The following is a 23,738-nucleotide window of genomic DNA, read 5'->3' as shown; positions in this document are numbered from 1 at the left end:
GTTCAGGCTTATGCCAGCTTCTTACTACACGGCACTCGAGAACGACGCTGCCCGGCAAGACGACGAGCTTTGTCGCAGTCGAAGCGTTGACCCGGACGATGTGAGCATCAGCAATGAGTATGGCGAGATCATACATCCCATAAGCGAGTTGAATTTCACCAAGCGCTTGCTGAGAGATTACCTGATGATTTGCTTTTCTTCTCGTTTGACTACTGAAATTTCAAGCGGATTCAGCGGTACAGATGCCTGTCTCATTGTTCATGATCCTGATGCCTTGCTTGAGCGGATCCATGCTGAGGTTGAGCGGGCTCTACCTGGTTGCATCACCGTGGACGCTCCTGTGAGCTATGGCTTGCCACATGGGCTTGGCGTGGCGTACTCCAAGCCTACGGCGTACGCTTCTCAATGCGAGTATCGACTGACCGCATCACCCCCAGACGATTGCACCCTGTCTCCGTTGACTATCTGTATTGGAAGCATTGAAACGATCGCTGAAGTTCTGCTGCTTGATGCTGCTCCCTAGGGTTGGCTCTGGGTAGACGGTGAGCGACGAGTGTCATGCTATCCCTAGTGGGTCGTGAATCGCACAGGGGTTTTGGACAATCAAGAGGGCGCTTAAATTTCCGTTTATGGCAAATCGTAGGTGATATGGAACTTGGCAATTTCCCAACGTGGGCGAGTCACCGTTCCTCAGGGGGAGAAGGCTCCGATTCCACCTGAGCAATCGTGGCCAAGCTCCCCTCCCAGAACTTGGGGCAATAGCAGATCTACAATGTAGTGCCATCAACACAAGGAATGGCCCGTGAGCGGACACACAAACGACGTCTTGGAACGCATAGAGCGCTGTGAGAGAGAACTGCAGGCGTTGCGTGGTTACACTAAGGCGCTGGAGTCAGGGCTTCACGCTGTAGTCTTGTTCTCCCCCGAACCTGCAGGGCTGCTGAAGCTTTGGGAGGGTGTCTGCAAGGCATACTCCGAGAGCGATGCGCCGGGTGAGTCGCGGCTTCACCATATGGCGGTGCGCCAGGCCATGGATACGATTGGAGATCACATCAGGCACGCCGTGAGTACGCAGCGTAAGTGGCACAATTGAACCGCCTAAGTGCGGCAGAACGTTGCCGTCTGGTTGAGTGTTCGTCAGCACCCCGAGGCTGAAGCAGCAGCGCTAGTACATGCGTAGTTGCTTTCCGAGCAAGGTAACTGATACTGCATCTAGCGCACCAAGGTGTTGCCTGGATGGACTTCTTGCCAAGGGGTTTCGTGCCCTTCCAGGTAGTGCTCAGTCATGCTGGCAGACGAGTGGCCCATGAGACTTTGAACCTGCTCGATCTGCCAGCCAGACTCGCTGAGAAGAGCTCCGCCGAGGCTTCGGATCTCATGGAAGCTCGGCGGGTTCGGCCCAGCGACTCCAGCTGCATCGCGGGCATCTTGGAATGCCCTGGTCAGCTGTTCCGGCATCACTTGGGTATGGTGCTGTCGAGCAGATGCACGCATGTTCGAAGGTCGGGCTTTCTCCGGGAGGCGGTGGATGACGTACGGCGAGAGCACAGCGTCGCGCGCTTGTGCGAGCAGGTCGCCCAACTGTTGGCCGATGCGAATCTTCAGCTTTACTTGGGTGGTTCCCTCGGTCTTGTGCGGGATGACCCACAACGAACCATCCCGCACGTCGTTGAACTTCAATGACACTACGTCGTCACGGCGGAGCAGGGTGACCAGCGAAATGTCCATAGCCAAACGCAGCCAAGGATCGGCCTTTTCCCAGATGGCGGCGTACATCTCTCTAGTGAGACGGGCGCGCTTTCGCTCATGCTGGAACCTGCGGGTGGTCAGCACAGGATTGGTGTCGATCCAGCCCTCCTGTACTGCGCAGGCCATGATCCAGCCCAGCACCAAGCGGAATTGCTGCCTGGAACGGTCGGATGGTGTCACCGCACGAATGAATTCCGCGCAATCCTTCACCGTGATCTCCTCTACCGGACGGCTCCCCAGACCAGTCTCAATGCGCCGTATGACGCTTTCGTAAACCTCCGTCGTCTTGGGGGCCCAACCACGGGCAGGGATGTCGTCGCGACGGAAGACGGCGATAGCATCGGCGACGGTCTCGCGTGAGCCAACGACCCGTCCTACCAGGTCGTTGCCCGGCATCAACATCGCGTTGAGCTTCTTCGCCGCAGCGAAGGCCTTGGTCTTGTCGCGGCCCATGAAGGTCTCCCGGCGGGTGACGGGGTGCCGATACTTGAACCCGTCCCGGTTTGGGTAAAGGTTGTCCGGCCAGCCCTGGCGTCCAGGGCTGCGCTTCCGTGGCGTCATATTTCTATCCTGCCTTCAATACTCGTTCGACCAGGTCGTCGCCATCGGCCAGCCATGCATGAGCGTCAATGAACCACGTTCCGCCCACCTTCTTTCCTGGGATCTTCCCGTCTCTCAACCACCTGTGCAGCTGTTGGATGCTTGGCTGGCTGGTCTGATCAAAGTAGGTCTCAAGCCAACGCTGCGGCGTCATCAGATGCATGGTGACAGTTCTCCGAACGTCCTACGGACGTGCAACTGTTTGCTGCTTTCGGCTGAATTTTTGACGAAAGTGCGGAACATCCGGTGCCGGGCGAGGCCATCCCAACGGTGGTATCTGGCCGGGCTGCCCTCCCTGTTGACGGTGGGGTGGTTTGCCTTGACGATCCTAGGCGAAAGGGGGAAGGTGATATGGCTCAAGAATTGAAGTTCGATTCGCTGGGAACAACCTGCTACGGCCACGACATTTTTGTTGAGGCCTGTCAGCCGGAGGGTGGAAAGGCCGTCGTGTGCTACGTGGAAGTTGGGGAACTTCCCGTGGTTGATCAACCCCAGTGTGGGCAGCACGAGAGTTTGGTGGATGCGCTCGATGCTGGTCTGCGTTGGGCTATTGCTCGCCTCACCGAGCTGCGAGCCCGCGAGGCCAGCTAACAGGTGGCGTGAGAATGCGTGAGTGACGTTGCGACGACGTATTGGCACTATCGAAGACAAAGACGCTGGGTCAGTTAAGTGCCTTCCAGAACAGAATTGAATTCCTACGGAATAGTTGTATCCGCAGTCCATTACGGCTGGTATTGGCGGGGCGTCGTGCATATTTTCCGGTCGGACAGCACGCACCTGCGAACCCTTGAAGTGGCCGCGCGGAGCAAGAGCATGGTTGAGGCCGAAGGGGAAGCTGAGCGGCTTGGAGGCTCTTACGTCAGCTCCCTCAACGCTGGCGCGGCCAGCGCCTGACAGTTGGCCGTGCGGCGCGCCAAGCGTATGGATGCCATCTGTGTCGGGATCAAAGGTGACCCTTGAGGCCGCTGGCGTATCGTCGCAGCGATTCTGCAGGGGCGGCCTGTAGGAGCCCTTAGCTCCATTTGACCCATGCACCGCGCTCGAGTGGATGGGGATCGGAAGAACACCCCCTTGAGCAGTTTCGCTTACGGGAGCAGACTCGGCCTGTAGGCAGCGGCGGAGCGACATATGGGTCTGCGAAGAGTCACGCTTTCCATTGGTCGGTACTCCTACACGTGTGAGCTTGTACGAGAGAGCGACACGAGTTGGAAGCTTCAGAAGGTCCAGGTCCACAATGTAGGAGTTGTCGGGCATATAGGTTTCCATGCCGGCTCTTGCCTTGCGGCCCTTCAACAAGGGGAGATTGTTGCCAATGAGATCATTGCGTCTGCCGGGGCGAAGCCGCCCGATCCAAAGCTGAATCGTTAACATTAGACGGGGGCTGTGGCGATCCTGACACCGGTTCACCGCATTGACAGTCCGCTGCGCCAGGAACACGATCCCGCATATGCGCCACACGGGATTAGTGGGATGAGCGGTCATTTCATACTTAAGGAATACATAGATTGCTCGTTGTTCGGCATCGCTTTCTCGGTGGAAGCGTGGCAGCCGAATGGAGGGCGTGCATTCGTGCACGCCGTCAAGATCGACGGGCGACCAGCTATCGAAGTCTTGAACCTGCCGGATGCGTCTACCCTGCAGCAGGCCCTGGATATCGGCGTGGGTTTCGCGGTAGAGCAGATCGACAGCTAGTAGGCGCGGACGCTGCAATTCGTGAAAGGGCGTTGCAGATGCTGTTGGCGAGGTGGCGGTTTTCCTAGCGCTGTGCAGCGGCAACCAAGCAACTGCACAACTGCACTTTTTTGACTGCGTGCTGAGCCGAGGATGCGCAAAATGCGCATGATTCATAGGGACGTTGAATTGCACCTGGTCGTGGATCCGGTGGCTAGCGGCTTTCTCGCCACCGTCGTTCTGAAGTGGCCAAGTGGAACTGAACGCAAAACGCAAGCTAAAGAGTTCGGACCTTTCGAAAGCATCATCCAGGCGATTACTGACGGCGCACGCGAGGCGCGTGCCTGGGCTGACACGTTGCTGGATTCGGGCATCGCGCCTTGACGCGGTCTTGCGGCCTTGCGGCCACAATGCGCTCATAGCAGAATCGAATTGAGTGCAGTCGGAGTGCGAAAGATGGCAGTAGCTGTTGCTCCAGAATCGTTTCACAGCGTCGACTTGTCTGTAGATGGGAGGGGGTACACGGTTCACTTGTGGCGCGGAGGTGCTCATCAGTGGCGCGTGCTGTCTGTTGATGTAGAGGGGATCGGAAGATCTGAGCGACCTATGCCCGATGAGACTTCCTGCCAAGCTGCATTGGAGTCGGCAGAGCAGTTGGCGCGGGATTTGATAGAAAGCAGGGCTGCTCTGGCAGAAGTACGGCCCGGACGAGTGCTCCGCTTTCGCTAGCACGCAGCAGCCCCACCTTCGGATGCTGAACGCGTTAGGGAAGGTGGTGGTGGTGGCAGACAGCGTTGACGTAGTCGCAAACAGCGCTTCTATAGCTTCTTCCATACGTTTCTTGGAAGAAGTGGAATGGAAGATTGGGAAGGCTCTTTTCGGTTGGTAACGTTTGTCGGCGAATGCCCGGATCGCCCAGGGCGGTGGTATGCAGCAGCCGTGGTCCACTGTCAGAGTGAACGACGCGCTCTCGAAAGGATTCATCTCGAAGGTGATTTCCCGAGCCAGCAGGCTGCTCGATGCGCGGCCCTGGACGCAGCGAGAGAGATTGCTAGCCGGCTGGACCCCAATGATTGCCTCGCACGCCGGGCCCTCGGCCACTGAGGAGCGGCCCTGCGTCATCAGCCCACTCATGCCTAAGAAACAATCCTGCTGAGATTTAACTTCTCGCTTAACAGGTTCAGCTGTAAAGTGTGGCTGCCCATTCAGACAGCTAGTCCGATGCCTGCAAATTCTTCGCGTAAAACTGTCCGTGGCCTCATCAACGGGCATACGTTCGTCGTTACCGTCATCGAAATCGGCGACGGGCTCTTTGACTACAGCCTCCGAGTGGATGGGCATGCTGTTTCCATCCCCAAGGCACGCATGATCACCAGCAAGGGCGATGGCTTTCAGCTCGGCGTGACTGCAGCCGAGCGACACATTGAGGGACTTCCGCGTAAGCCCTGACGACTTGCAGCGTGTCATGCTGCTTTCCTCGCTGCTGCGTCTGCTGTTACACGCACGCGCACACCGTTCCGATCCAGCCAGCGGCGGATGGTGTGCAATGATGCGTCAGAGACGGCGAAGTTGTGGCCACCCACGGTCAGCGTTCTGCGGCCGACCCTTGCAGAGAGCCGGGCCGATGCCGCAACGTCCACTGGTGAACTGCTATGCGGGCTTGCGTACAGTCCTGCCCACAGCCAGCCTGCACAGATCATCAGAACCAGAGTGGTTCCGTGGGAGCCGGTGGCGAATGTCTTTTCCACTGGCAGTGCAGACGGATTCATGCCAGGCCCGCCTTGCTCAGTCCTTTTGCGACCAACGCATCCGCCTCAGCTTCGCCACGAGCAGTGAGGGTGGCTTTTCCAGGGCAGTCTGGGTCGTCGAAATCGAGAAGCGCACGCTCGTAGAGCCAGTTCATCACCCTGCGGCTGAAGACTCGCGACGGTTGCTTTGTCGAGCAGAAGCCGCCGCGCGTGCGCTTCAAGCTGCTGTCGCTGGATCCCCGCGCCACGATGAGGGCGGCGCGCTCCATGGGCTTTAATGCTGCTGCCATTACGGTCTCCAATCAGGCAGCGTGCTGCGAAGGCATGCCGGCGAGGACGTTCGCGCGAGCCCGAGCAAGGTGGGAAATCGAAATCAGTCGGTCGCGCAGGCCCGGATCGGTCCAGCGCAGCTCGGCAATTGCCAGGGAGGTGCTGGGGACTGTCGCCAGCTGGCACTGATGGCACTCAAAGTGGACCAGCGGTGGACACGGGGCACCCAGCTGGTGTCCCAGTGGTGCACCCGTGGTGGTGACGATCTGCGGTCGGTGACCGGGCCCACAGAGGGGGATGTCATCCGGAGTAGGGCGGGAAGCTTGCATGGAGTTACTTCCTGGCAGTAGGGATGAGGACGTTGGTCTCGACGGCCTGACGCACTTGGTTCGCCGCGACGATTTCCATCAGGCGCAGGGGGACGACAAACGCCGCCACGGCTGCAAGCGCTAGCCAGGCAATTCGATGCCAAGTGCTTCTGGCTGCCCCCCAGCTCCGAGGGAGCGGAGTCGGAGCTCTGGCTTGGGTAGTGGGTCTAGACGGCGTTGCCCCCGCACTCCTTGCGATAAGCTGACGGCATGAAAACGGAAGCCCGTAGGGAGGGCAGCATGAGCACAGACAATTCCCAGCCTGATTCATATCGAGCCAAGCGCAATACCGCGCGTCGGCAGCTTCATCAGGCTCTGAGCGATTTGAACTATTGCCTGGAGATGTTCGGAGACGAGCTTGGACAGACTCAGGGATGGAAGAACGGGCTGGAAGGCATGGAAGCCATCTATTACTACTTGATGCAGAAGCACCACTGGATGCCCGGGCAGATCCGTGCGATGTCGTATGAGGATCTGAGATTTGCGTTGAGCGAAGAGATGCACGGATGGACGCTGCCGCGAGCCACTCCTTGATAGCAGGGTTGCTTCCGGCTCTCACGCGGATGCTCATGCCGCACCTCGCTTCTGTGTTCGATACCTGAGCACCCCGAGGTCGTGCAGCTGTGCCGTTAGCAGCTCCTGCATCCACGAGCTCTTGGCGATGGAGGCCGCGCAGAGTTCGCCCCACACCACGATGATGTGGCGCTCGAGCTCGTCCACGTTCGGACAGAAAGTGTTGGGGTACGGCAGATGCGTCTGGCTGCTGTGATCGAATGCCTTCGCCATGTTCATGCCCCCACCAAGTCGGCGTTGCCCAGCTGCAGGATCGGTGAGCGCAAATGCGCCCTGAGTCTGTCGCCCTGCAATGCCATTGCTGCGTCGGAGCCCTCAATGGAGAGCTGGGTCCACGTCTCAACGGGCAGCTTGAGGATTGGTTCCCCGGCGACGGACAGGACAACCGCGCCTCCGTTGATGTCAGCCGCCGCGGCGACGGTCGCGCCTTCCGGGGAGTTGACCGAGACGGCTGCAGAGATAAGTCCGCGCGCCAGCGCGAAGGCTTCCTGCGCGGAAAGGGACAGCAGGCCTTCGCCAGGCGTGCCGAGTCGAACTACGACGGTGCCGTTGCTCGGGCGGGCGTCTGCCACCGGAACGCCGACAGCGCTGATGGTGAGGTAAGCCATGAGTCTCCGTGCCCCGGCCCGGATGGGCGGTTAGTGGGGCGACGGGCGTAAGCTACAGAATCCTGTAATCAGATGTCAACAGCATTCTGTAACTTGTTTCTCGCTGATGAACCCACGGTCCTCTGTTCAGCTTCTGAACGATGAGGAGATGCGGCCCTAGAAGCGTCTGAGGCCCGCGTGCATTAGGGCTTTACCCAGAATGGACACCTCACCTTCGTCTGCGCGATAGGTTGGGAAGTCCGGGTTGATGCTGACGACATACATCCCATCGCCGCGCCGTTGCAGCATTTTGATCTGCGTTTCGCCGCCGATGTTGATCAGATAGTAGTCGTCGCCATCGAAGTAATCACATGTCGTGTCGATCCATACGATGTCACCATCTTCCAGTTTGGGCCGCATGGATGGGCCGCGTCCGGTGATGATTTGGATGCGCCCAGGTGCTGGCAGGTAGCCGAGCTTCTTACGGACCTCCCACTCTGCAATCTCGATGGTGCGCACGACCTCAGGGAAGTCCTGATTCACCAACCCCACCCCCATCCCGGCACCCCCTTCGAACAAGTCGAAGCGAACATATCCGGCGGGGGTCTCAGTCTCTAAGACTGTTGAGACTGACGCTGGTTCCGTAGGATTTTTTTGCCCTTTCCCGGTTTCCAGCCATTGCTGAGAGACCCCCAAGGCGTCTGCTATGACCCGCAGCTTCGTGGTCGTCTGCATGCCTCCGCGCTCCAGCTCCGAGAGGGTGCTATAGCCGACCCCGCTCTTGGCGGCCAGCTCACGCCGATCCATATTTTGAGATTCGCGCTCTCGGCGAACGCGGGTGCCAATAGTCTCCATGGACGAATGGTCACAGAACCCTGTAACAGAATGCTGTTGACGGTAATTGCAGAATTCTGTAGCTTGCCTGTCCATGGACTGGAAATCCCACATCGAAGGGTTACTACGCGCCGGCGCGACAGTTGATCTGTTGGCGGTCGGAATGGGCGTCACACCAAATGCTGTCAGAGAAATCCGGGCCGGACGGACAAAGTCTCCCCGTGCTGACGCGGCCTTCAGGCTGGCGGCGATGAAGCCTGAGCAGTTCGCTGCTGGCCGGCAGCAAGCTTGCCGAGCCAACAGGGCGTTGATCGACAGCCGGATGAGCAAGCGAGCACTGCGTGCTCGCCTGGGCCTGAGCAGCGACGCGCATTTGGCCACTGTGTTGGGGCTGCCCGCACAAGAAGTTGAGGGATGGCCAGAGGAAGCAACTATCCCTCAAACGCCTCAGGTGCTTCGCTTGCTTGAGGTACAGGAGCCAGATTACTCCAACGAAGATCCTGACTCGGGACGGGTCACTAACGTCGAGGTGGCCTGACGTGGATGTCCAGCGCCGCTTGGCGGGAATCAGAAACCTTAATGTTTGGACGGGGCAACAGGCTCGCGAAGCGCGGCGACTGCGTTCAGTAGGGCATTGGCAATCCGCTGCGCCTGCTCCGGCGACATCGTGGATCCGCATAGCCGTATCTGCTGCTCGTCCAGTTGCACCTGGTAGAGCCCGAGTGCAACGACCCCGGCACCTGACTCGATTCCAACCTCGAATCCGTCGAGAGGGAACCATGTCACATCGTCGGACAGCTTCATCACTTTCATCGTCCTCATGGAACTGACACACATCCATGAGACTACAACTTCGGAGCGCGTTGGCTTCGATCGCCCCGGAATCTATTCGAATGGCCTTCATCAACCGACCGATGGCTAGTGTCCTTTTCCGGCTTAGCCGGGCAGAAGAAAACAGCAACGACCCCGCCCACACCATTGGCTATCGAGTAGGCGTGCAGCGCGGTAAAGCGCATCTGGCGGTCGAATCCAATGAGTTCGCTCATAGCCGCCATCGTGGGGTAGTGCGGTGTGCAAGGGGAACGATGAAACGCCTTACCTCTCAGGGGATAGCCGCATGACCTGTGCCCGTTCTGACATCTACTGGCGCGACGCGGCCTACAACGCCGTCTCGCGCATGCCCGGCAGCGTCAACGCTGCTGCCGCCTACCTGACCAAGCGACGCGGTGCCGCCATCAAGGGTGAGTCCCTGCGCAAGAAGCTGCGCGGCCTGGAGGGCGAATCGCTCTCGATGGAAATGATGGAGATGCTCACCGACTGGATGGTGGAGCAGGCGGCGGGTACGTCCGTGGCCACCGACTGGATCCTGTCCCTGGCCGCCCAGTTCAACCTGACCATCGACCACGTGCCGGTGGCCCCGGATGCCGTGGCCGATGAGATCGCCGCGATCCGCGACAAGCTGCTGCATGTGTCCAAGTTCTGCGGGCAGCTGTCCGCCGTGGCCCTTGACGTGCTGCAGGACGAAAAGGTCACCCTGGAAGAAGCCGACCGCATGCTCGACGCATTGCAGGATCTGCGTTCCATGTGCCACCGGATCGAGCGCAACTTGCGCAAGGCTTTGAAGAAGAGCAGGGCGCGGGCATGACATGGTCACCTACCGCGCACCCCGGGCACCACGTGCACACGGCAAGCGCATCGTCAGTGCGGCAGCGCGCCGTGAGATTGAACGGATCGAGCAGCTGCTGTCCGGGTCTGAGCCTGGTCCAGTCGGTGATGCCGCGCTGGCCGAACGCGAGCGCACCTGGGCGGCGCTGCAATCTGTGGAGCAGAGGCAACCTTCCCTGCAGCTGGAGGTCTTGCGCGATGGCGAGCCCTGATCGCGCCCCTTCCCCCCGGGGAGCAATGGAAACGCGGTCGCGTCGATTCAGTTCGGTCGCGCCTTCGAAGCTGAACGTCGAACCTGAACGAGCGCCGGTCGATGGGTCCTCCTGGGTCATGCGTTTTGCGGGTGATCAAGCGCGCACTGCTCGGGTACACAGCGGGTCTGGAACTTACTGAATGTCTGCCAATTACACTGATGTGCTCGGTCAGCTCACTGCAGCTGGCCTGATTCTCGACACCTTGGACACCAGCGGACGCATGGTGCGCTGCCGGATTGAAGGGTCACGCGAGCGTCGGGGCTGGTACGTGCTGCATGAACTCAACACCAGCAGCGGCGACACGCTGATCGTCGGCACCTTCGGCGTTTGGCACGGCAACGACAACGGCGCGCAGAAGGTCGAACTGCACAAGCGTGACAGCGCTTTCAGCCAGGAGCAGCGTGAGGCGCTCAAGCGCCGGCTGGCCGAGGACCGCCGCAGGGCCGAAGCGGCGCGCCTGGAGCAGAACCGGCGCGCGGCGGCGCGGGCGACGGCGGCCTGGAACAGGGCACTGCCCGAGGGCGAGGCCGACTACCTGGTCGACAAGGCGGTGCAGGCATTTGGGCTGCGGTACGGTCGAAGCAGTGTTGCGCTGGTGCCGCTGCTGGACCCGAACGGCTCCGTGCACGGCCTGCAGGTGCTGCGCAGTGCCAAGCAGGCCAAGGCCAGCAACAAACCGGCCAAAGAATTCTGGCCGCCGGGCCTGGCCAAGAAGGGCCACTTCCACCTGATCGGTGGCACACCGCAGTGGATCCTGCTGGTAGCCGAAGGATATGCCACGGCCTCGACGCTGCACATGGCAACCGGCTACCCGGTAGCCGTGGCGTTCGATGCCGGCAACCTGATGCCGGTCGCTGCGTCCTTGGCAAAGCGGTATCGCAGCGCCAAGGTGCTGGTCTGCGGTGATGATGACGTGCTGCAGAAGTGCCGACGCTGCAAGTCGCGCCTGGTGCTGGCCGACGCCCCGGAGATCTGTCCGACCTGCGGCGAATCGCACGGTGCGTCCAACGCCGGCCTGCTCGGCGCGGAAGCGGCGGCGATGGACGTGGGCGGGGCGGTGCTGTTGCCCAGCTTCGCCGACGAAGAAGACCGGCGCGAGCGCTTCATCGACACCGGTCGCAAGATCAGCGACTTCAACGACCTGCACGTGCTCGAAGGCCTGCACGTCGTGCGCAGCCAGGTCGAGGCCCGCATCACGGAGCTTTCGTGGCGTCCCCGTAGCGAAAACTACGCGCCTTTGCTCACCACCACCGGGGACGGGGGCAAAGCCAAGCTCAAGCCCATTGATTCTCTGGACGAACTGCTGGAGCGGTTCGCGCTGGTGTACGGGCAGGGCGGCACGGTGTTCGATCACAAAGAACACATGCTCATGGCCCTAGCCGACATGGGCCATGCCTGCGTGCGCCGCGAGCTGCACCGGGCCTGGATGGAGCACCCGGGCCGATCCATCGTGCGCGTGCGCGAGGTCGACTTCGATCCCTCCGGCACCAAGGAAGGGGTGACCTGCAACCTGTTCGCCGGCTGGCCGACGACACCCAGGGCCGGTGAGTGCTCCAAGCTGCTGCACCTGCTCTGGCACATGTGCGGCAACGAATCCAACCAGAAGGCCCTCTACGACTGGGTCCTGAAATGGCTGGCGTACCCGTTGCAGCACCCCGGGGCCAAGATGAAGAGCACCATCGTCATCCACGGCCCGCAGGGCACCGGCAAGAACATGTTCTTCGATGAGTACATGAAACTGTTCGGGGACTATGGGCGGGTGCTGGATCAGGCCGCGCTGGAAGACAAGTTCAACGACTGGGCCAGCCGCAAGCTGTTCCTGCTGGCCGACGAAGTGGTCGCCCGCACCGAGGTCTACCACCTCAAGAACAAGCTCAAGGCGCTGATCACCGGCGACCGGATCCGCATCAACCCCAAGAACATCCAGGCCTATGAAGAGGACAACCACGCCAACCTGGTGTTCCTGTCCAACGAGGCCATGCCGGTCGTGCTGGAAGAAGACGACCGCCGGCACGCGGTGATCTGGACGCCGGACAAGCTGACACAGGCGTTCTACGAAGAGGCGTTGGAGGAGATCCGCAACGGCGGCACCGCCGCCTTGCACGACTACCTGTTGCGGCTGGACCTGACCGGGTTCACCAACGGCACCAATCCGCCGATGACCGATGCCAAGCGCGAGCTGATCGGTCTGAGCCAGGACAGCCCGCAGCGGTTCCTGGATGAGCTCTATGGCAACGACATCCCGGGCGTGAAGCCCCGGCCGGCGCTGTCCAAAGAGTGGTATGAGCTCTACAAGGTCTGGTGCAACAAGGAGGGCGTGCGCCCCGCGCCCAACCCCAAGTTCGTCAACGCCCTGGTGCGCAAGCGGCAGATCCTCCACCCGGACCGGGCACGCAAGCGCTACATCGTGGGCCAGAACACCCTGGGCCCGCACGGGTTCTTGATGCTCGGCCCGACCAAGCCGGAGGACGACCGCAGCGAGCAGGCCTTCCTGGGCGATGAACTGGTGGCCTTCCGCAACGCCTTCAACGACTACCGGGGGCGCGCATGAGTCGCTCGCCTAGTGACGTGCGGGACGTGCGGGAGGGTGTGCGGGCATCTGTGCGGGCATTTGGCCTAGTGGCAGTAGGGCTGTGCGGGACGTGCGGGACTGCCCTAACGCACCTGCGCGGGCGTGCGCGTAGCGATGCCCCGACGACCGCCTGCCTTCATGCATGCGCCCGCGCGTATAGGTGCCCGCACGTCCCGCACGTCCCGCACAACGCAGGCGGCGCAAGCGATTCGCGGATTCTCATGACCGCACGCCTTCCCGCACGTCCCGCACCCACGCTCGCGCGCGCGTTTTCTTCTGTCACTGCTCTTTTGAAAAAAATGGAAGGGGAGGCTGTAGATGGCTTCTGAGGACGTACAGGTCACGGGCAAGGAGCTGGCGGTGCTGATTGGCTGTCGGCCGTCCTACATCGTGGAGCTGAAGAAGAAGGGCCGCCTGGTCAGCGCCGAAGACGGCAAGGGCTATCTGCGCGACGCCTCCCTGGCGCTGTACGCCCAGACCCAGGATCCAGCGTACAGCGCCGTCGCCGCCCGCCATGCGCAGGCGCGGGGTTCTTCGCTGGCGGGGGCGGGGGAAGGGGCTGACGCAGAGGGCGATGACCTGGATGCCGATGGCGACAGCGCCGACAGCGCCGACAGCGGGGAGGGCGGGGAGGGTCCCGCCGCTCCGGCAACGCCCGATGCCAAGCGCAAGGCCAAGGCGCTGGCGGACAAGGCCGAGATCGATGCCAAGGCCGCTGCCCGCGATTACGAGGTCAGCATGGGCAAACTGCTCGACGCCGCCCAGGTCGAGCACGAACTGGCCGAGGCGGCCACGGCGATTCGCGTGGAACTGGAGCGCATGGCCGACACGCTGGCACCGCAGCTGGCCGCCACCAGCGATGAGGCCCGCTGCCGGGAGCTGATCTGGAATGAGGTCAGTCACGCCCTGGAAGAGATGAGCCGGGGCTTCCGCGTCGCAGCATCGGCGGTGGCCGAATGACCGCCCAAGCCCGCATCCACACCGTGCTCGCCCGCTCGCTGCAGCCGCGCCGCCCGCTGACCGTGTCGCAGTGGTGCGATGAGCATATGCGCCTGTCCACCAAGGGCAGCAGCAAGGCCGGCCGCTGGGTGACCGACCGCAATCCGCCGCTGCGCGAGCCGATGGACAACATGTCTGCGCGCAGTCCGGTGCACGACCAGGCCTGCATGTTCCCCATCCAGTTCGGCAAGAGCCAGATCGCCACCAATTCCATCGCCTACTGGATGGACTACGCCCCGGCCCCGATCATGTATGCGCTGCCGGGCGAGGCGTCCATGAACAAGTGGGTGAACCAGAAGCTCAACCCGATGATCGAGGTGTGCAAGGCGGTGCGCAAAGCCCTCAGCAGTACCGCCAGCCGCGACAGCTCCAACCAGCGCACCTTCAAGGACTTCGCAGGTGGCCAGCTCTACGTAGAGCACATGGGCAGTCCGCAGCGCCTCAAATCCACCACGGTCAAGAACCTGGTGGTGGATGAGATTGATGAAGCCCCGCAGGTGCTGCTCACCGGCGATGACCCGGTGAAGATGCTCGACGGGCGCACCTCGTCCTTCCCGACCACCTACAAGCGGCTCTACATCAGCACCCCCGGCATCACCGGGCTGAGCCGGATCTCGAAGCTGTACGAAAAGTCGGATCAACGCCGTTACCACCTGCCGTGCCCGCACTGTGGCCACTTCCAGCACCTGCAGTGGAGCGGGCTGCACTGGTCGCCCGACGCCAAACATGCCTGGTACGCCTGTAGCGAGTGCGGGGCATGTATCGAAGAGCACCACAAGGCCGACATGATCGCCGCTGGCCGCTGGGTGCCTGCCAACCCGGACTCACCCATTCGCGGTTATCACATCAACTGCCTGTACTACCAGTTCGGCCTGGGGCCGCGCTGGATCGACCTGGTGCGCGAGTGGCTGGACGCGCAGAACGATCCGGCCTCCCTGAAGACCTTCGTCAACGACCGTCTGGCCGAGACGTGGGAAGACCCCAAGATGCGGGCGGTCAAGCACAACGTGATCGCCGACCGGGCCGAAGGCTACCGGCTGCGCCACGCGCCGCGCGGCGTCCTGGCCATCACTGTGGGCGTGGATACCCAGGACAATCGCCTTGCGGTTCACGTGGTGGGCTGGGGGCGGGGGATGACCGCCTGGACGCTGGACTATGTCGAGCTGGCTGGCGACCCGGCCGAGGAAGATGTGTGGGTGGCGTTGACGGACCTGCTGAACCGTCCCATCGAACGGGAGGATGGGGTGCAGCTGCGCCCATCGGCTACGGCTGTCGACGCCGGTGGCCACCGCACCGAGGCGGTTAAGAACTATGTGCGCCAGCGCAAGATCACCCGCGTGATGTGCATCTTCGGTGCGGTGCCCAACAACGCACCCATCCTCTCCAAGGGCAAGCTGGCGGACGTGACGTGGAAGGAGCGCACCGACAAGCGCGGCATTACGATTCATCATGTTGGCACCGTGGCGGCCAAGCACTACCTCTATAGCCGGTTGGCCGCCGACGCCGAGCGGCAGGCCGAGGCGCGACTGGTGCGCTTCAGTGATGAGTTGCCGCAAGAGTTCTTCCCTGGGCTGGTGTCGGAGGTCTACAACCCGGTCAAGAACCGGTTCGAGAAGCGGGTCACGCGCAATGAACCGCTCGACACATGGGTGTACGCCTATGCCGCCGCGCATCACGCGGAGGTGCGTCTGCACCGATTTACGAAGTCCGACTGGGACGCATTGGAAGCAAAGTTGGCAGCAGCAGTTGCAAGCGCGGGTGCGGATTCCCGTGGAACACACGCGGGTGCCAAGAACAGTCATGGCGATGCGCAAGGACAGGGCACTATGGATTCCCGTGGAACAGGCGGTCAGCGGCCGGCGCATGGTGGCTCCGGTGCGCGGCCGCGCAGCGCAGGTTTCGGGCGTGACGGATGGGGTCTGTAATGGCAAAACGGCGAGAAACGCGTGACGAACTTCGGGAGCGAATTCTGGCGGCGATGCTCGCGGACATCGGCATCAGTGAGCGTATGGCCCAGCCCTTTGTAGACTCAGTTATGCAGTGCTTCGCGGGCGAACAACCGTACTTTCCTGCGGTGCAGAAGACCTATCCGGTGGACTTGATTCGCGCGGAACTGAGGAAGGGGATTCCCGTGAAACACGTTATGAGACAGTTCGACGTGTCGCGTTCCAAGCTCCATGCACTATTCCCAGGAGGCCTCCCAAAGCCGGAAGGTGCGAACGTGTCCGCCGACTCAATGAATGTGGAGACAAATTAGTTTCCGCGCGTTGAGAAATCAGCAACTTAGAGATGTGCCTGTCCTCGACTTTGTTGAATTGTTGGACAGGCCACCCTCTAGCCTATGCAGTCATGAAGACTGCTCAAGAAATGCTGGATGCTTACATTGCCGCCGAAAAGGCTGTCCTGCTCGGACAGACCTATCGTTTTGGTGAGCGACAGCTGACGCGGGCAGACCTGGCTGAGATTCGCGTAGGTCGAAAAGAGTGGCAGGCGGCAGTCACGCGGGCGGCGAGCGGCGGTCGGCGTGCTCGCTGGGCGAACGCCGATTTCGGCGGTACGACCTGATGTCGTCCGCACTTACCGCGAAGACGCGATTGGCGGCTGCACTAGGTGCCGACCGCGCATTCGCAACTGCACGTGCACAGCTCGCGCCTGTTCTGGCGCGTGCACATGAGGTCACCCGCCCGTCGCGCAATCGCAAGCTTGCTCGCGACTGGGGCAGCGGTAATGCCATCGCGGGCATGGATGCTCGCCAGCTGCGCGACCAGGCACGTCACCTTGAGCGCGATCTGGATCTGGCCGATAACGCCTTGAATGTGTTGGTGCAGAACACTGTCGGCTCCGGTATCGACGTCTTGTCCGCGCCTCGCCTGCCAGGTCAAGCCATCAATCGCGAGCTTGCTCTGCAGCTGGATGAGCTTTGGGACGAATGGTGGGATGCCCCTGAAGTCACGGGTACTCACGACTACGGCATGTGCCAGCAGCTGCTGGCGCGTAGCTGGTTCCGCGACGGAGACGCCTTCTACCAGGACTTGATCGGTCCGGTGCAGTATCTGGAGCACGGCACTGGCGTGCCGTACAGCATTGAGATGCTGGAGGCTGATCTTGTCCCGTTGGACTTCAACGATCCGGCGCGGAACATCAGCCAGGGGGTCGAATGTAATGGATGGGGCAAGCCGATTGCCTACCACGTATTTAAGCGGCATCCGGGCGACCCGACTGGGAGTCGCACCGAGACAAAGCGTGTTTCAGCCGAGTTCATGCACCGAATTGCCCTGGTCAAACGACTGCACCAGGTGCGAGGGTTGAGCGTCTTCGCCAGCGCGATGTCGCGCTTTGAGGACGTGAAGGACTACGAAGAGTCCGAGCGCATCGCGGCCAAGGTCGCCGCCTCCATGACCTTCCAGATCAAGAAGGGATCGGGTGAGGCCTACTCCGGTGACTTGGGTGGAAACGCCCTGATTCAGGACGGAGTTCCGGTGCGCGAGCTGCGCTTGGCTCCCGGTGCAATTTATGATGACCTGCTGCCCGGGGAGTCGATTGAGAGTCTTGGGACCGACCGGCCGAACCCCAATGCCGCGACGTGGCGAAAGGAGCAGCTGCGGGCCGCCGCCGGCGGCATTGGCGTCAGCTACTCCAGCCTTTCGCTGGACTACAACGGCACCTACTCGGCGCAGCGCCAGGAGCTGGTGGAGAAATGGGGCAGCTACTTGATGCTAGCTGAGCGCTTCATCGCGCTCAGTGTGCGTCCCCAGCGCGTGCGCTTCGTCCAGGCCTGCGTTCTGGCCGGCCGTGTGAAGCTGCCTCGCGGCTGGACGTTGCGCAACCTGGCAGCATCAACCTACGTGCGACCGGTCATGCCGTGGATCGACCCACTGAAGGAAGCCTACGCCCGAGGCGAGGCAGAAGATCGCGGTTGGGTCTCGCCGCAGCAGAACACCCTGCAGTACGGGAACAATCCCGTAGAGGTCCTGCGCCAGCGCGAAGACTGGCAGGAGCAGAACCGCGACCTGATGCCGCCGGCATCCACCACCAGCGCTGAAGCCCGTGCCCGAGTAGTGGCCTCGCTGCAGCACGATCTTTCCAGGAGCGAATAACCATGCACGCATGCCTGTTGGCTGCTGCCATTGCACGCTGCGTCCGAGCTGACGCAGGAAACAACGCTGAGCTGGGGCCGGCGCTTTATCAGGTCCGGGCCGAGGCTGATACGGCGGACGTAATGATCTACGGCGCTATCGGCGGATTCCTGTTCGAGGAATCGGTATCGGCCAGTGAGCTTGTGGAACAGATCGGGCAGATCACCGCGTCCACCATTCACGTCAGGCTGAACAGCGTGGGTGGTGTGGTCGCCGATGGGCTGGCTATCCACAATGCGTTGAAGTCTCATGCGGCCCGAAAAATCGTGACCGTAGAAGGCCAGGCCGCTTCCATCGCGTCTCTGATCTTGCAGGCGGGCGATGAGCGCCGGGTGTATGCCAGCTCCCTGGTTATGGTTCATGCGCCCCGCACCATGGCCGCAGGAAGTGCCACCGCCTTCCGCCAGAACGCTGATGCGCTCGATGCTCACGCCACCGCGATGTTGGAGGCGTACGCAGCCCGTTCCGGCCGGCGCGAAGAGATGGAGCGCCTGCTCACCGACGATGTGGATCACTGGTACTCCGGCCCGCAAGCGGTCGATGCCGGATTGGCCGATGTGGTGATCGATGCCGACGGCGGGGCCAGCGCTCGCCTCGCCGGTGCATCGGCGGTGGCCATCAGTGGCTACCTCCAGTCCATCGACGGCGCGGCATCGCCGGTCGTCGCCCAGCTGCGCCACCACATCGCCGCGTCCCTTTCTCCCACCGTATTCGCCTCTCTTTCTGAGGTCAGCCAGTCGGCCGTGATCGGCCATATCGAGGATCCCACCATGAACCAGCAGTACCGCCACATCCTCGCCAATGCCGGCCGCTCGACTCCGGCACCGGCAGGCGTCACCACCACCACGCCGCCGGTCGCCCCCGTTGCGGTGAGCCCGGCACCGGTAGGTGCCGCTGCCGACCCTGTGCAGGCTGCAATGGCCGCGCTGCGTGAGCGGAATACTCAGATCCAGGCGATGGCGACCCCGCACTTGGGCAACGCCCAGGTGCGCGAGTACGTCGAGGGGGTGATGGCGCAGGCCGACACCAACGTGACCGCCGACGCAGTGGGTCGCCACATCCTGGCGCTGCTGGCCACCAGCGCTGGTCCGCTCAACGGTGGCGCGCAGATCACCGCCGGCACTGATCAGCGCGATCTGACCCGCGCTGCCATGTCCAATGCCATTCAGGCCCGCGCTGGCCTGGTGCAGGCCGCTGACGGCAACCCCTACCGTGGCATGACGATGAGCGAGATTGCTCGCGCCTGTGTCGAGGCCACGGGTGCCCGTGCTACCGGCATGGATCGGATGCAGATCGTAGGGATGGCGTTCACGCACAGTACCTCGGATTTCCCGGCGCTGCTGGGCGATGCTGCGCGCAGCGCGGTTCTGAAGGGCTACGAAGAGGCAGAGGAGAACTTCGACCAATTCACCCGCGCTGTGAGCGTCCCTGACTTCAAGCCCACCAACCTGGTCGGGCTGGGCGCGTTCTCGGATCTGGACGTCGTGCCGGAGGGTGGTAAGTACAAGCAGGGCACCTTCAGCGAGCAGTCGCAGGCGATGAAGATCGTCACCTACGGCAAGCTGTTCACCATCACCCGTCAGGCGATCATCAACGATGACCTGGGCATCTTCAGTGATGTGCCGCGCAAGCTGGGTCAGGCCGCCCGCCGCACGCTCGCCAAGGCCGTTTTCGATTTGATCAACGGCAATCCCGTCCTGGCTGACGGCAAGACGCTGTTCCACGCGGACCACAACAACCTCCTGCAGGCCGCATTGATCAGCACCGCCAGCGTTGGTGCGATGCAGGCGAAGATGCGTCGCCAGAAGGATAAGGACGACAACCTCATCCAGGTGCCGATGAAGGGTCTGCTTACTCCGGTGGCTCTGGGCGAGCGTGCGCGTGCAGTCCGCACCGCCGAGTACGCCGTTGGCAGTGGCAAGGAGAGGGACCCGAACACCGTGCGCAACACGTTCGAGGTGTGGGACCACGGTCGCCTCGATGAGAAGAGCGCCGAGGCGTGGTATGGCATCGCCAATCCGGCATACGTCGACGGCATCGTGGTGGGCTACCTCGAAGGCAATCAGACGCCGTACCTCGAACAGCAGCAGGGCTTCGACATGGATGGCGTTGCATGGAAGGTTCGTCTCGACGCCGCTCCTGCCATTGCCGATTACCGGGGCATCTACAAGAACCCGGGTAAGCCGGAACCGGTAGAAGCCTGATCTCGCGAACAGCCATGCGGCCTTACCTGGTCCGCATGGCCGCCATCCAAGTTGATTTGAGGAACCAACCATGAAGAACGCATATCAGGACGGCCGCGTGCTGGACCTGACCCTGACCAGCGACGCCAAGAGCGGCGAACTGGTGGTCGAGGGCAAGCTCGTCGGTGTCGCCGTCACTGACGGCAAGGTCGGCGATCTCATCGCCGTTCACGTTGAAGGCGTGTTCCTGCTGCCCAAGCTTCCTGCGGCAGTTTTCGCCGTCGGCGCATCGGTGAACTGGGATACCGCCGCACGGCAGGCGATTTCGGCAGCGGCTGGGGCGGACGAGGTCGCCAACATTGGATTTGCCGTCAACGCCGCTGACGCCGGTGATCTGAACGTCCACGTTCGCCTGACCCCCGGAACGGCGGAAGCCGGCGACGCCGGCGGGGCGTAACAGCTTGGCCGGCATCGCCCACATGCGCCGGGATGGCGTGGGCGATGCCGGCACTCCACTACGGTCAAGGGGATCACAATGAACAGCGCCGATACGCCGCGTGGCGTGCGCAACAACAACCCGGGCAACATCGACCGCACCGCCGTGGTGTGGCAGGGCGAAGACCGCTCCGCCGCCGCCCTGGCGGAGGAGCGGCGCTTCTGTGTGTTCAACACGCCCGAGGCCGGCTTCCGCGCCCTGGCAAAGACCCTGCTCACGTATCAGAGCAAGCATGGCTTGCGCACCGTCCGGGACATGATTAACCGCTGGGCACCGCCGGTTGAGAACAACACCTCGGCATATGTACGCCAGGTTGCCAACGAGGTTGGCGTCGGTGCTACCGAGATCGTGTCTCTGTCGCGCCCGGTGACCCTGTTCCGCATGGTCCGCGCGATTGCCCGGCACGAGAACGGTGGACTGTTCTGGGCCGATTCCGTGATCGAGCAGGGTGTGAACGAGGCGCTGAACTGATGGCTGGCCCGGACGTGGGTGAAGGTGCGCCGTGGTGGCTGGCTGGCAGCTTCCTGGCCTTCTGGATTGTGCGCGAGACCTGGGGTGCGATGCTCTCGCGCCGGAAGGAAAGGACCGAGACGGACGCCAATGTGCAGTTGGTGGAAGGGCTGTCCAAGCGTGTCGAGGCACTGGAAAACCGTCTCACCACGCAAGATCAGCGCCTTCAGCAGGAGGTCGATATGCGGCTTCGGGCGCAGGAAGAAGCCAGCAAGCTGCGCATGCGGATCCTCCAGTTGGAGTCTGTGCTGCGCGGGCTAGGGGCAGTGATTCCGGATGCCGAGGGAGTTTCAGCATGATCCGCGCCCTTGCCATCGCCCTGGTCCTGCTGCTCGGCGTCATCGCCTGGCAGCGCGGCAGCGTCTGGAAGGCGCAGGCAAGCGCCACATCCGCTGCTGCCGGCCAGAAGTCGGCCGAGGACGAGCTGTCAGCAGCGCAGTCCGAGATCGGCCAGCTCACCACCGTGGTCGCGAAGGAGCGGGCCGACGCCAAGGCCGCCAACGCGCTGGCCGCCCGCTACGAGAAGGAGAAGACGAATGCCCAGACCGAATCCGACCGCCTGGTCGCTGAGTTGCGTGCTGGCAATAGCCGGCTGCACGTCCGCTGGCAGGCCGCCGTCCACACCGCCGCACTGTCCCAGGCCGTCGCCAGCGCCAGCCAGTCTGATGGTCGAGTCGACGACCGGTACGAAAGTGCGGGCCGAATTATTGGAGCCGCCGATCAGTGTGACGCCCAGGTAAGGGCGCTGCAGGCCTACGCCCGCCAGTGCGGAGGTGAGCCGTGACCGTATTCCTTCAGGTCCTGGCTTTCGTGGTCCTCGCCGTGGCGCTGGCGTTCTCGGTGGCTGGTCGCCGTGCGGATGAGGTAGGCCGATGAGCCAGCGCGAGTTTCTGGCTGATCTGGACGCCGCCCTGCATGCGGGCTTTGCCAGTGCGGGTATGGCGGAAGTGGGTGAGTACACCGCACCCGGTAGTTCCACGGCTGTTCCCTGCGAGGTCTATGTCGATAGAGATGTGGAAACCATCGGCGGGTTGCGGCAGTTCGTCGCCAACCGGGTCGAAATTGCCTACGTGTGCAGGGACGGTCTCGTGCTGGTTCAAGGCGGCAAGGTGAAGATCGACGGTATTGCCTACACCAATTCCAAGATCGTCTCAGACGATGGCTCGCTGAGCCGCTGGACGGTGCGCAATGGCTGACCAGGTGGCTGCATTGGCTGAGCCGGAGACCTGGCGACTGGTCGAGTTCCTGGCTTCGCGCGTCAGGATGATCAAGGGCGAGGGCTTCCACACCAAACTCGGTGAAGGGTTGATCATCCTGGACGATGAAGATGCGCCGGCGAACATCGACACGGCTGCGACCGCGATCATCGTTGACCGCATCAGCGGCGCGTCTGCCAGTCGCGTCCAAGCTACGTCGGATGTGGGGGTGGTGATCGAGTTCAGCGTGCCGCGCAATCAGGACGAAGCCCGCCCAACCCGCTTGGTACACCGTGCGCGTAAGGACCTGATGCGCGTCCTGATGCTCGACGTCCGCGAACTGCCCAAAGGCTTCACCTCGTTCGAGGTTGTGGATTCCCAACTGGCCGAGGTCACCGACGACACCGGCCATTCCAGTGTTGTCGCTCAGATCACCGCGCGGGCCGGTCTGACCGAAGTGTTCCAGCCCGTGACCAACCCCTAGGAGATTCCCTATGGCTACCCAGCCCAAGGTTCGCAAGTTTGCCGGCGATCTGCGCCTGTATGAGTTCGGTGCCGGTCCCAACCGGATCGCCGTCATCCCCGACACCGACGACAAGTTCAAGAACAAGCCGCTGGAGCAAAGCTCGCTCACGTTCAGCTACGAAGCGGGTGATACGACCGAGATCAAGAGCAAGCGTCGCGATGATCGCTACAACCAGATCATCCATACCGACGCCAATCCCGGTGCCACCAGCGTGAGCATCGTCGCGCTCGAAGTCCCGGCCGCCATTCTGGCGCGTGTGCTGTACGGCAGCGCGGTCACCGCCTCCGTGGAAGCCGGATCCGTGGTTGACCAGCCCGTCACGGTCTACAGCAAGGATGCCCCAGTGAAGCTGCCGCACCGCTTCGTGTTGGCTACGCCAGCTCCGGTGGTCAAGAAGGGCAACGTGGAGCTGGAAGCTGGCACGGACTACGTGATCGATAACCGTCAGGGCATCCTCATCCCGCTGGGTGACGGGGAGATCGCGCACGGGGATCCGCTGACCGTCAGCTACTCGTTCGACAGCTACCTGCACACCGCCATTAACGGCGGCGCGGTGCCCAACAAGTCGTTCATGCTTCTGGGCGACGTGCAGGACCGCATCAGCGGCGAGAACGGCCTGCTCCGAATCCCGCAGGTGGATCTGACGGTGGATGGCGACGTGGACTGGTTCAGCGACGAACCGCTCCAGGTGACGCTCACCGGCCCTGTCATCTTCCGCTCGGAAGAGGCCGCGCTTTACACCTTCGACCTGTACGAGCAGACGGCAGGTTGATGGGCGCGCAGGCCGACAGCGGTCTGCTC

Annotated in this window: 28 protein-coding genes; 21 read left to right on the top strand and 7 right to left on the bottom strand. The window is 62.3% G+C overall.

Going from position 1 to position 23,738, the window contains the following annotated elements:
- The first annotated feature begins 10 nt into the window (after positions 1-10).
- Positions 11-523, top strand: coding sequence for a hypothetical protein (locus PDM29_RS00690; protein WP_311192005.1), 513 nt, complete (start codon positions 11-13; stop codon positions 521-523).
- 689 nt (positions 524-1,212) lie between these two features.
- Here PDM29_RS00690 and PDM29_RS00685 read toward each other — a convergent pair.
- Positions 1,213-2,310: a tyrosine-type recombinase/integrase gene (locus PDM29_RS00685; RefSeq protein ID WP_311192004.1), complete on the bottom strand. Its 1,098-nt coding sequence runs from the start codon at positions 2,308-2,310 to the stop codon at positions 1,213-1,215.
- A gap of 390 nt (positions 2,311-2,700) precedes the next feature.
- Here PDM29_RS00685 and PDM29_RS00680 point away from each other — a divergent pair, with 390 nt between their 5' ends.
- From PDM29_RS00680 to PDM29_RS00665, 4 genes are all read left to right on the top strand, one after another.
- Entirely contained in the window at positions 2,701-2,940 is a 240-nt protein-coding gene (locus PDM29_RS00680) for a hypothetical protein (RefSeq protein ID WP_311192003.1), read from the top strand.
- An 879-nt stretch (positions 2,941-3,819) separates the two neighbouring features.
- Positions 3,820-4,041, top strand: coding sequence for a hypothetical protein (locus PDM29_RS00675; protein WP_311192002.1), 222 nt, complete (start codon positions 3,820-3,822; stop codon positions 4,039-4,041).
- Between the two features lie 141 nt (positions 4,042-4,182).
- Complete coding sequence (locus tag PDM29_RS00670) at positions 4,183-4,404, top strand: hypothetical protein (RefSeq protein WP_311192001.1); 222 nt, start codon at positions 4,183-4,185, stop codon at positions 4,402-4,404.
- An 837-nt stretch (positions 4,405-5,241) separates the two neighbouring features.
- On the top strand, positions 5,242-5,469 hold the full coding sequence (locus tag PDM29_RS00665; RefSeq protein ID WP_311192000.1) for a hypothetical protein: 228 nt from the start codon (positions 5,242-5,244) through the stop codon (positions 5,467-5,469).
- Between the two features lie 316 nt (positions 5,470-5,785).
- Here PDM29_RS00665 and PDM29_RS00660 read toward each other — a convergent pair whose 3' ends face one another.
- On the bottom strand, positions 5,786-6,037 hold the full coding sequence (locus PDM29_RS00660) for a hypothetical protein (RefSeq protein ID WP_311191999.1): 252 nt from the start codon (positions 6,035-6,037) through the stop codon (positions 5,786-5,788).
- Positions 6,038-6,646: 609 nt separating this feature from the next.
- Here PDM29_RS00660 and PDM29_RS00655 point away from each other — a divergent pair.
- Positions 6,647-6,940, top strand: coding sequence for a hypothetical protein (locus PDM29_RS00655; RefSeq protein ID WP_311191998.1), 294 nt, complete (start codon positions 6,647-6,649; stop codon positions 6,938-6,940).
- A gap of 33 nt (positions 6,941-6,973) precedes the next feature.
- Here PDM29_RS00655 and PDM29_RS00650 read toward each other — a convergent pair whose 3' ends face one another.
- The 5 genes from PDM29_RS00650 to PDM29_RS00630 all read right to left on the bottom strand — a co-directional run bounded on the left by PDM29_RS00650 (position 6,974) and on the right by PDM29_RS00630 (position 9,446).
- Positions 6,974-7,198 (bottom strand): hypothetical protein, encoded by a 225-nt coding sequence (locus PDM29_RS00650; protein ID WP_311191997.1) that lies wholly within the window; start codon positions 7,196-7,198, stop codon positions 6,974-6,976.
- The gene (locus tag PDM29_RS00645) at positions 7,195-7,587 is read right to left on the bottom strand and encodes a hypothetical protein (RefSeq protein ID WP_311191996.1); all 393 of its coding nucleotides are present in this window, start codon (positions 7,585-7,587) and stop codon (positions 7,195-7,197) included. The genes PDM29_RS00650 and PDM29_RS00645 overlap by 4 nt, the downstream gene beginning before the upstream one ends.
- A 156-nt stretch (positions 7,588-7,743) precedes the next feature.
- The gene (locus PDM29_RS00640; protein ID WP_311191995.1) at positions 7,744-8,730 is read right to left on the bottom strand and encodes an XRE family transcriptional regulator; all 987 of its coding nucleotides are present in this window, start codon (positions 8,728-8,730) and stop codon (positions 7,744-7,746) included.
- 246 nt (positions 8,731-8,976) lie between these two features.
- Positions 8,977-9,213 carry a hypothetical protein gene (locus PDM29_RS00635; RefSeq protein ID WP_311191994.1) on the bottom strand — a complete coding sequence of 79 codons (237 nt, stop codon included), beginning with the start codon at positions 9,211-9,213 and terminating at the stop codon, positions 8,977-8,979.
- A gap of 32 nt (positions 9,214-9,245) precedes the next feature.
- Positions 9,246-9,446, bottom strand: coding sequence for a hypothetical protein (locus tag PDM29_RS00630; RefSeq protein WP_311191993.1), 201 nt, complete (start codon positions 9,444-9,446; stop codon positions 9,246-9,248).
- A gap of 71 nt (positions 9,447-9,517) precedes the next feature.
- Between PDM29_RS00630 and PDM29_RS00625 the strand changes: the two genes are divergently transcribed.
- The 15 genes from PDM29_RS00625 (at position 9,518) to PDM29_RS00555 (ending at position 23,709) form a co-directional block, all read left to right on the top strand.
- Positions 9,518-10,045 (top strand): hypothetical protein, encoded by a 528-nt coding sequence (locus PDM29_RS00625; protein ID WP_311191992.1) that lies wholly within the window; start codon positions 9,518-9,520, stop codon positions 10,043-10,045.
- A 1-nt stretch (position 10,046) separates the two neighbouring features.
- Positions 10,047-10,277: a hypothetical protein gene (locus PDM29_RS00620; protein WP_311191991.1), complete on the top strand. Its 231-nt coding sequence runs from the start codon at positions 10,047-10,049 to the stop codon at positions 10,275-10,277.
- A 181-nt stretch (positions 10,278-10,458) separates the two neighbouring features.
- Positions 10,459-12,870, top strand: coding sequence for a DUF5906 domain-containing protein (locus tag PDM29_RS00615; protein WP_311191990.1), 2,412 nt, complete (start codon positions 10,459-10,461; stop codon positions 12,868-12,870).
- A 339-nt stretch (positions 12,871-13,209) separates the two neighbouring features.
- Complete coding sequence (locus tag PDM29_RS00610; protein ID WP_311191989.1) at positions 13,210-13,851, top strand: hypothetical protein; 642 nt, start codon at positions 13,210-13,212, stop codon at positions 13,849-13,851.
- Complete coding sequence (locus PDM29_RS00605; protein WP_311191988.1) at positions 13,848-15,815, top strand: phage terminase large subunit family protein; 1,968 nt, start codon at positions 13,848-13,850, stop codon at positions 15,813-15,815. Before PDM29_RS00610 ends, PDM29_RS00605 begins: the two co-directional genes overlap by 4 nt.
- Positions 15,816-16,179: 364 nt before the next feature.
- A complete protein-coding gene (locus PDM29_RS00600; RefSeq protein WP_311191987.1) occupies positions 16,180-16,455 on the top strand; it encodes a DUF6148 family protein in 276 nt (91 codons plus the stop codon).
- Entirely contained in the window at positions 16,374-17,987 is a 1,614-nt protein-coding gene (locus tag PDM29_RS00595) for a phage portal protein (RefSeq protein ID WP_311191986.1), read from the top strand. The genes PDM29_RS00600 and PDM29_RS00595 overlap by 82 nt, the downstream gene beginning before the upstream one ends.
- A 122-nt stretch (positions 17,988-18,109) precedes the next feature.
- The gene (locus PDM29_RS00590; RefSeq protein ID WP_311191985.1) at positions 18,110-20,230 is read left to right on the top strand and encodes a ClpP-like prohead protease/major capsid protein fusion protein; all 2,121 of its coding nucleotides are present in this window, start codon (positions 18,110-18,112) and stop codon (positions 20,228-20,230) included.
- A 70-nt stretch (positions 20,231-20,300) separates the two neighbouring features.
- Positions 20,301-20,666 (top strand): DUF2190 family protein, encoded by a 366-nt coding sequence (locus tag PDM29_RS00585; protein ID WP_311191984.1) that lies wholly within the window; start codon positions 20,301-20,303, stop codon positions 20,664-20,666.
- Between the two features lie 78 nt (positions 20,667-20,744).
- The gene (locus PDM29_RS00580) at positions 20,745-21,176 is read left to right on the top strand and encodes a structural protein P5 (protein ID WP_311191983.1); all 432 of its coding nucleotides are present in this window, start codon (positions 20,745-20,747) and stop codon (positions 21,174-21,176) included.
- Positions 21,176-21,514 (top strand): hypothetical protein, encoded by a 339-nt coding sequence (locus PDM29_RS00575; protein ID WP_311191982.1) that lies wholly within the window; start codon positions 21,176-21,178, stop codon positions 21,512-21,514. The genes PDM29_RS00580 and PDM29_RS00575 overlap by 1 nt, the downstream gene beginning before the upstream one ends.
- Positions 21,511-21,999, top strand: coding sequence for a lysis system spanin subunit (locus tag PDM29_RS00570; RefSeq protein ID WP_311191981.1), 489 nt, complete (start codon positions 21,511-21,513; stop codon positions 21,997-21,999). The genes PDM29_RS00575 and PDM29_RS00570 overlap by 4 nt, the downstream gene beginning before the upstream one ends.
- An 88-nt stretch (positions 22,000-22,087) precedes the next feature.
- On the top strand, positions 22,088-22,411 hold the full coding sequence (locus PDM29_RS00565; protein WP_311191980.1) for a hypothetical protein: 324 nt from the start codon (positions 22,088-22,090) through the stop codon (positions 22,409-22,411).
- Positions 22,404-22,895, top strand: a complete 492-nt coding sequence (locus PDM29_RS00560; RefSeq protein WP_311191979.1) for a hypothetical protein — start codon at positions 22,404-22,406, stop codon at positions 22,893-22,895. Before PDM29_RS00565 ends, PDM29_RS00560 begins: the two co-directional genes overlap by 8 nt.
- 10 nt (positions 22,896-22,905) lie before the next feature.
- Positions 22,906-23,709 (top strand): phage tail tube protein, encoded by an 804-nt coding sequence (locus PDM29_RS00555; protein ID WP_311191978.1) that lies wholly within the window; start codon positions 22,906-22,908, stop codon positions 23,707-23,709.
- Positions 23,710-23,738 lie beyond the last annotated feature (29 nt).

It is taken from the genome of Stenotrophomonas oahuensis (assembly GCF_031834595.1).
Taxonomy (GTDB): domain Bacteria; phylum Pseudomonadota; class Gammaproteobacteria; order Xanthomonadales; family Xanthomonadaceae; genus Stenotrophomonas; species Stenotrophomonas oahuensis.
This window is presented reverse-complemented; position numbering and strand designations above follow the sequence as displayed.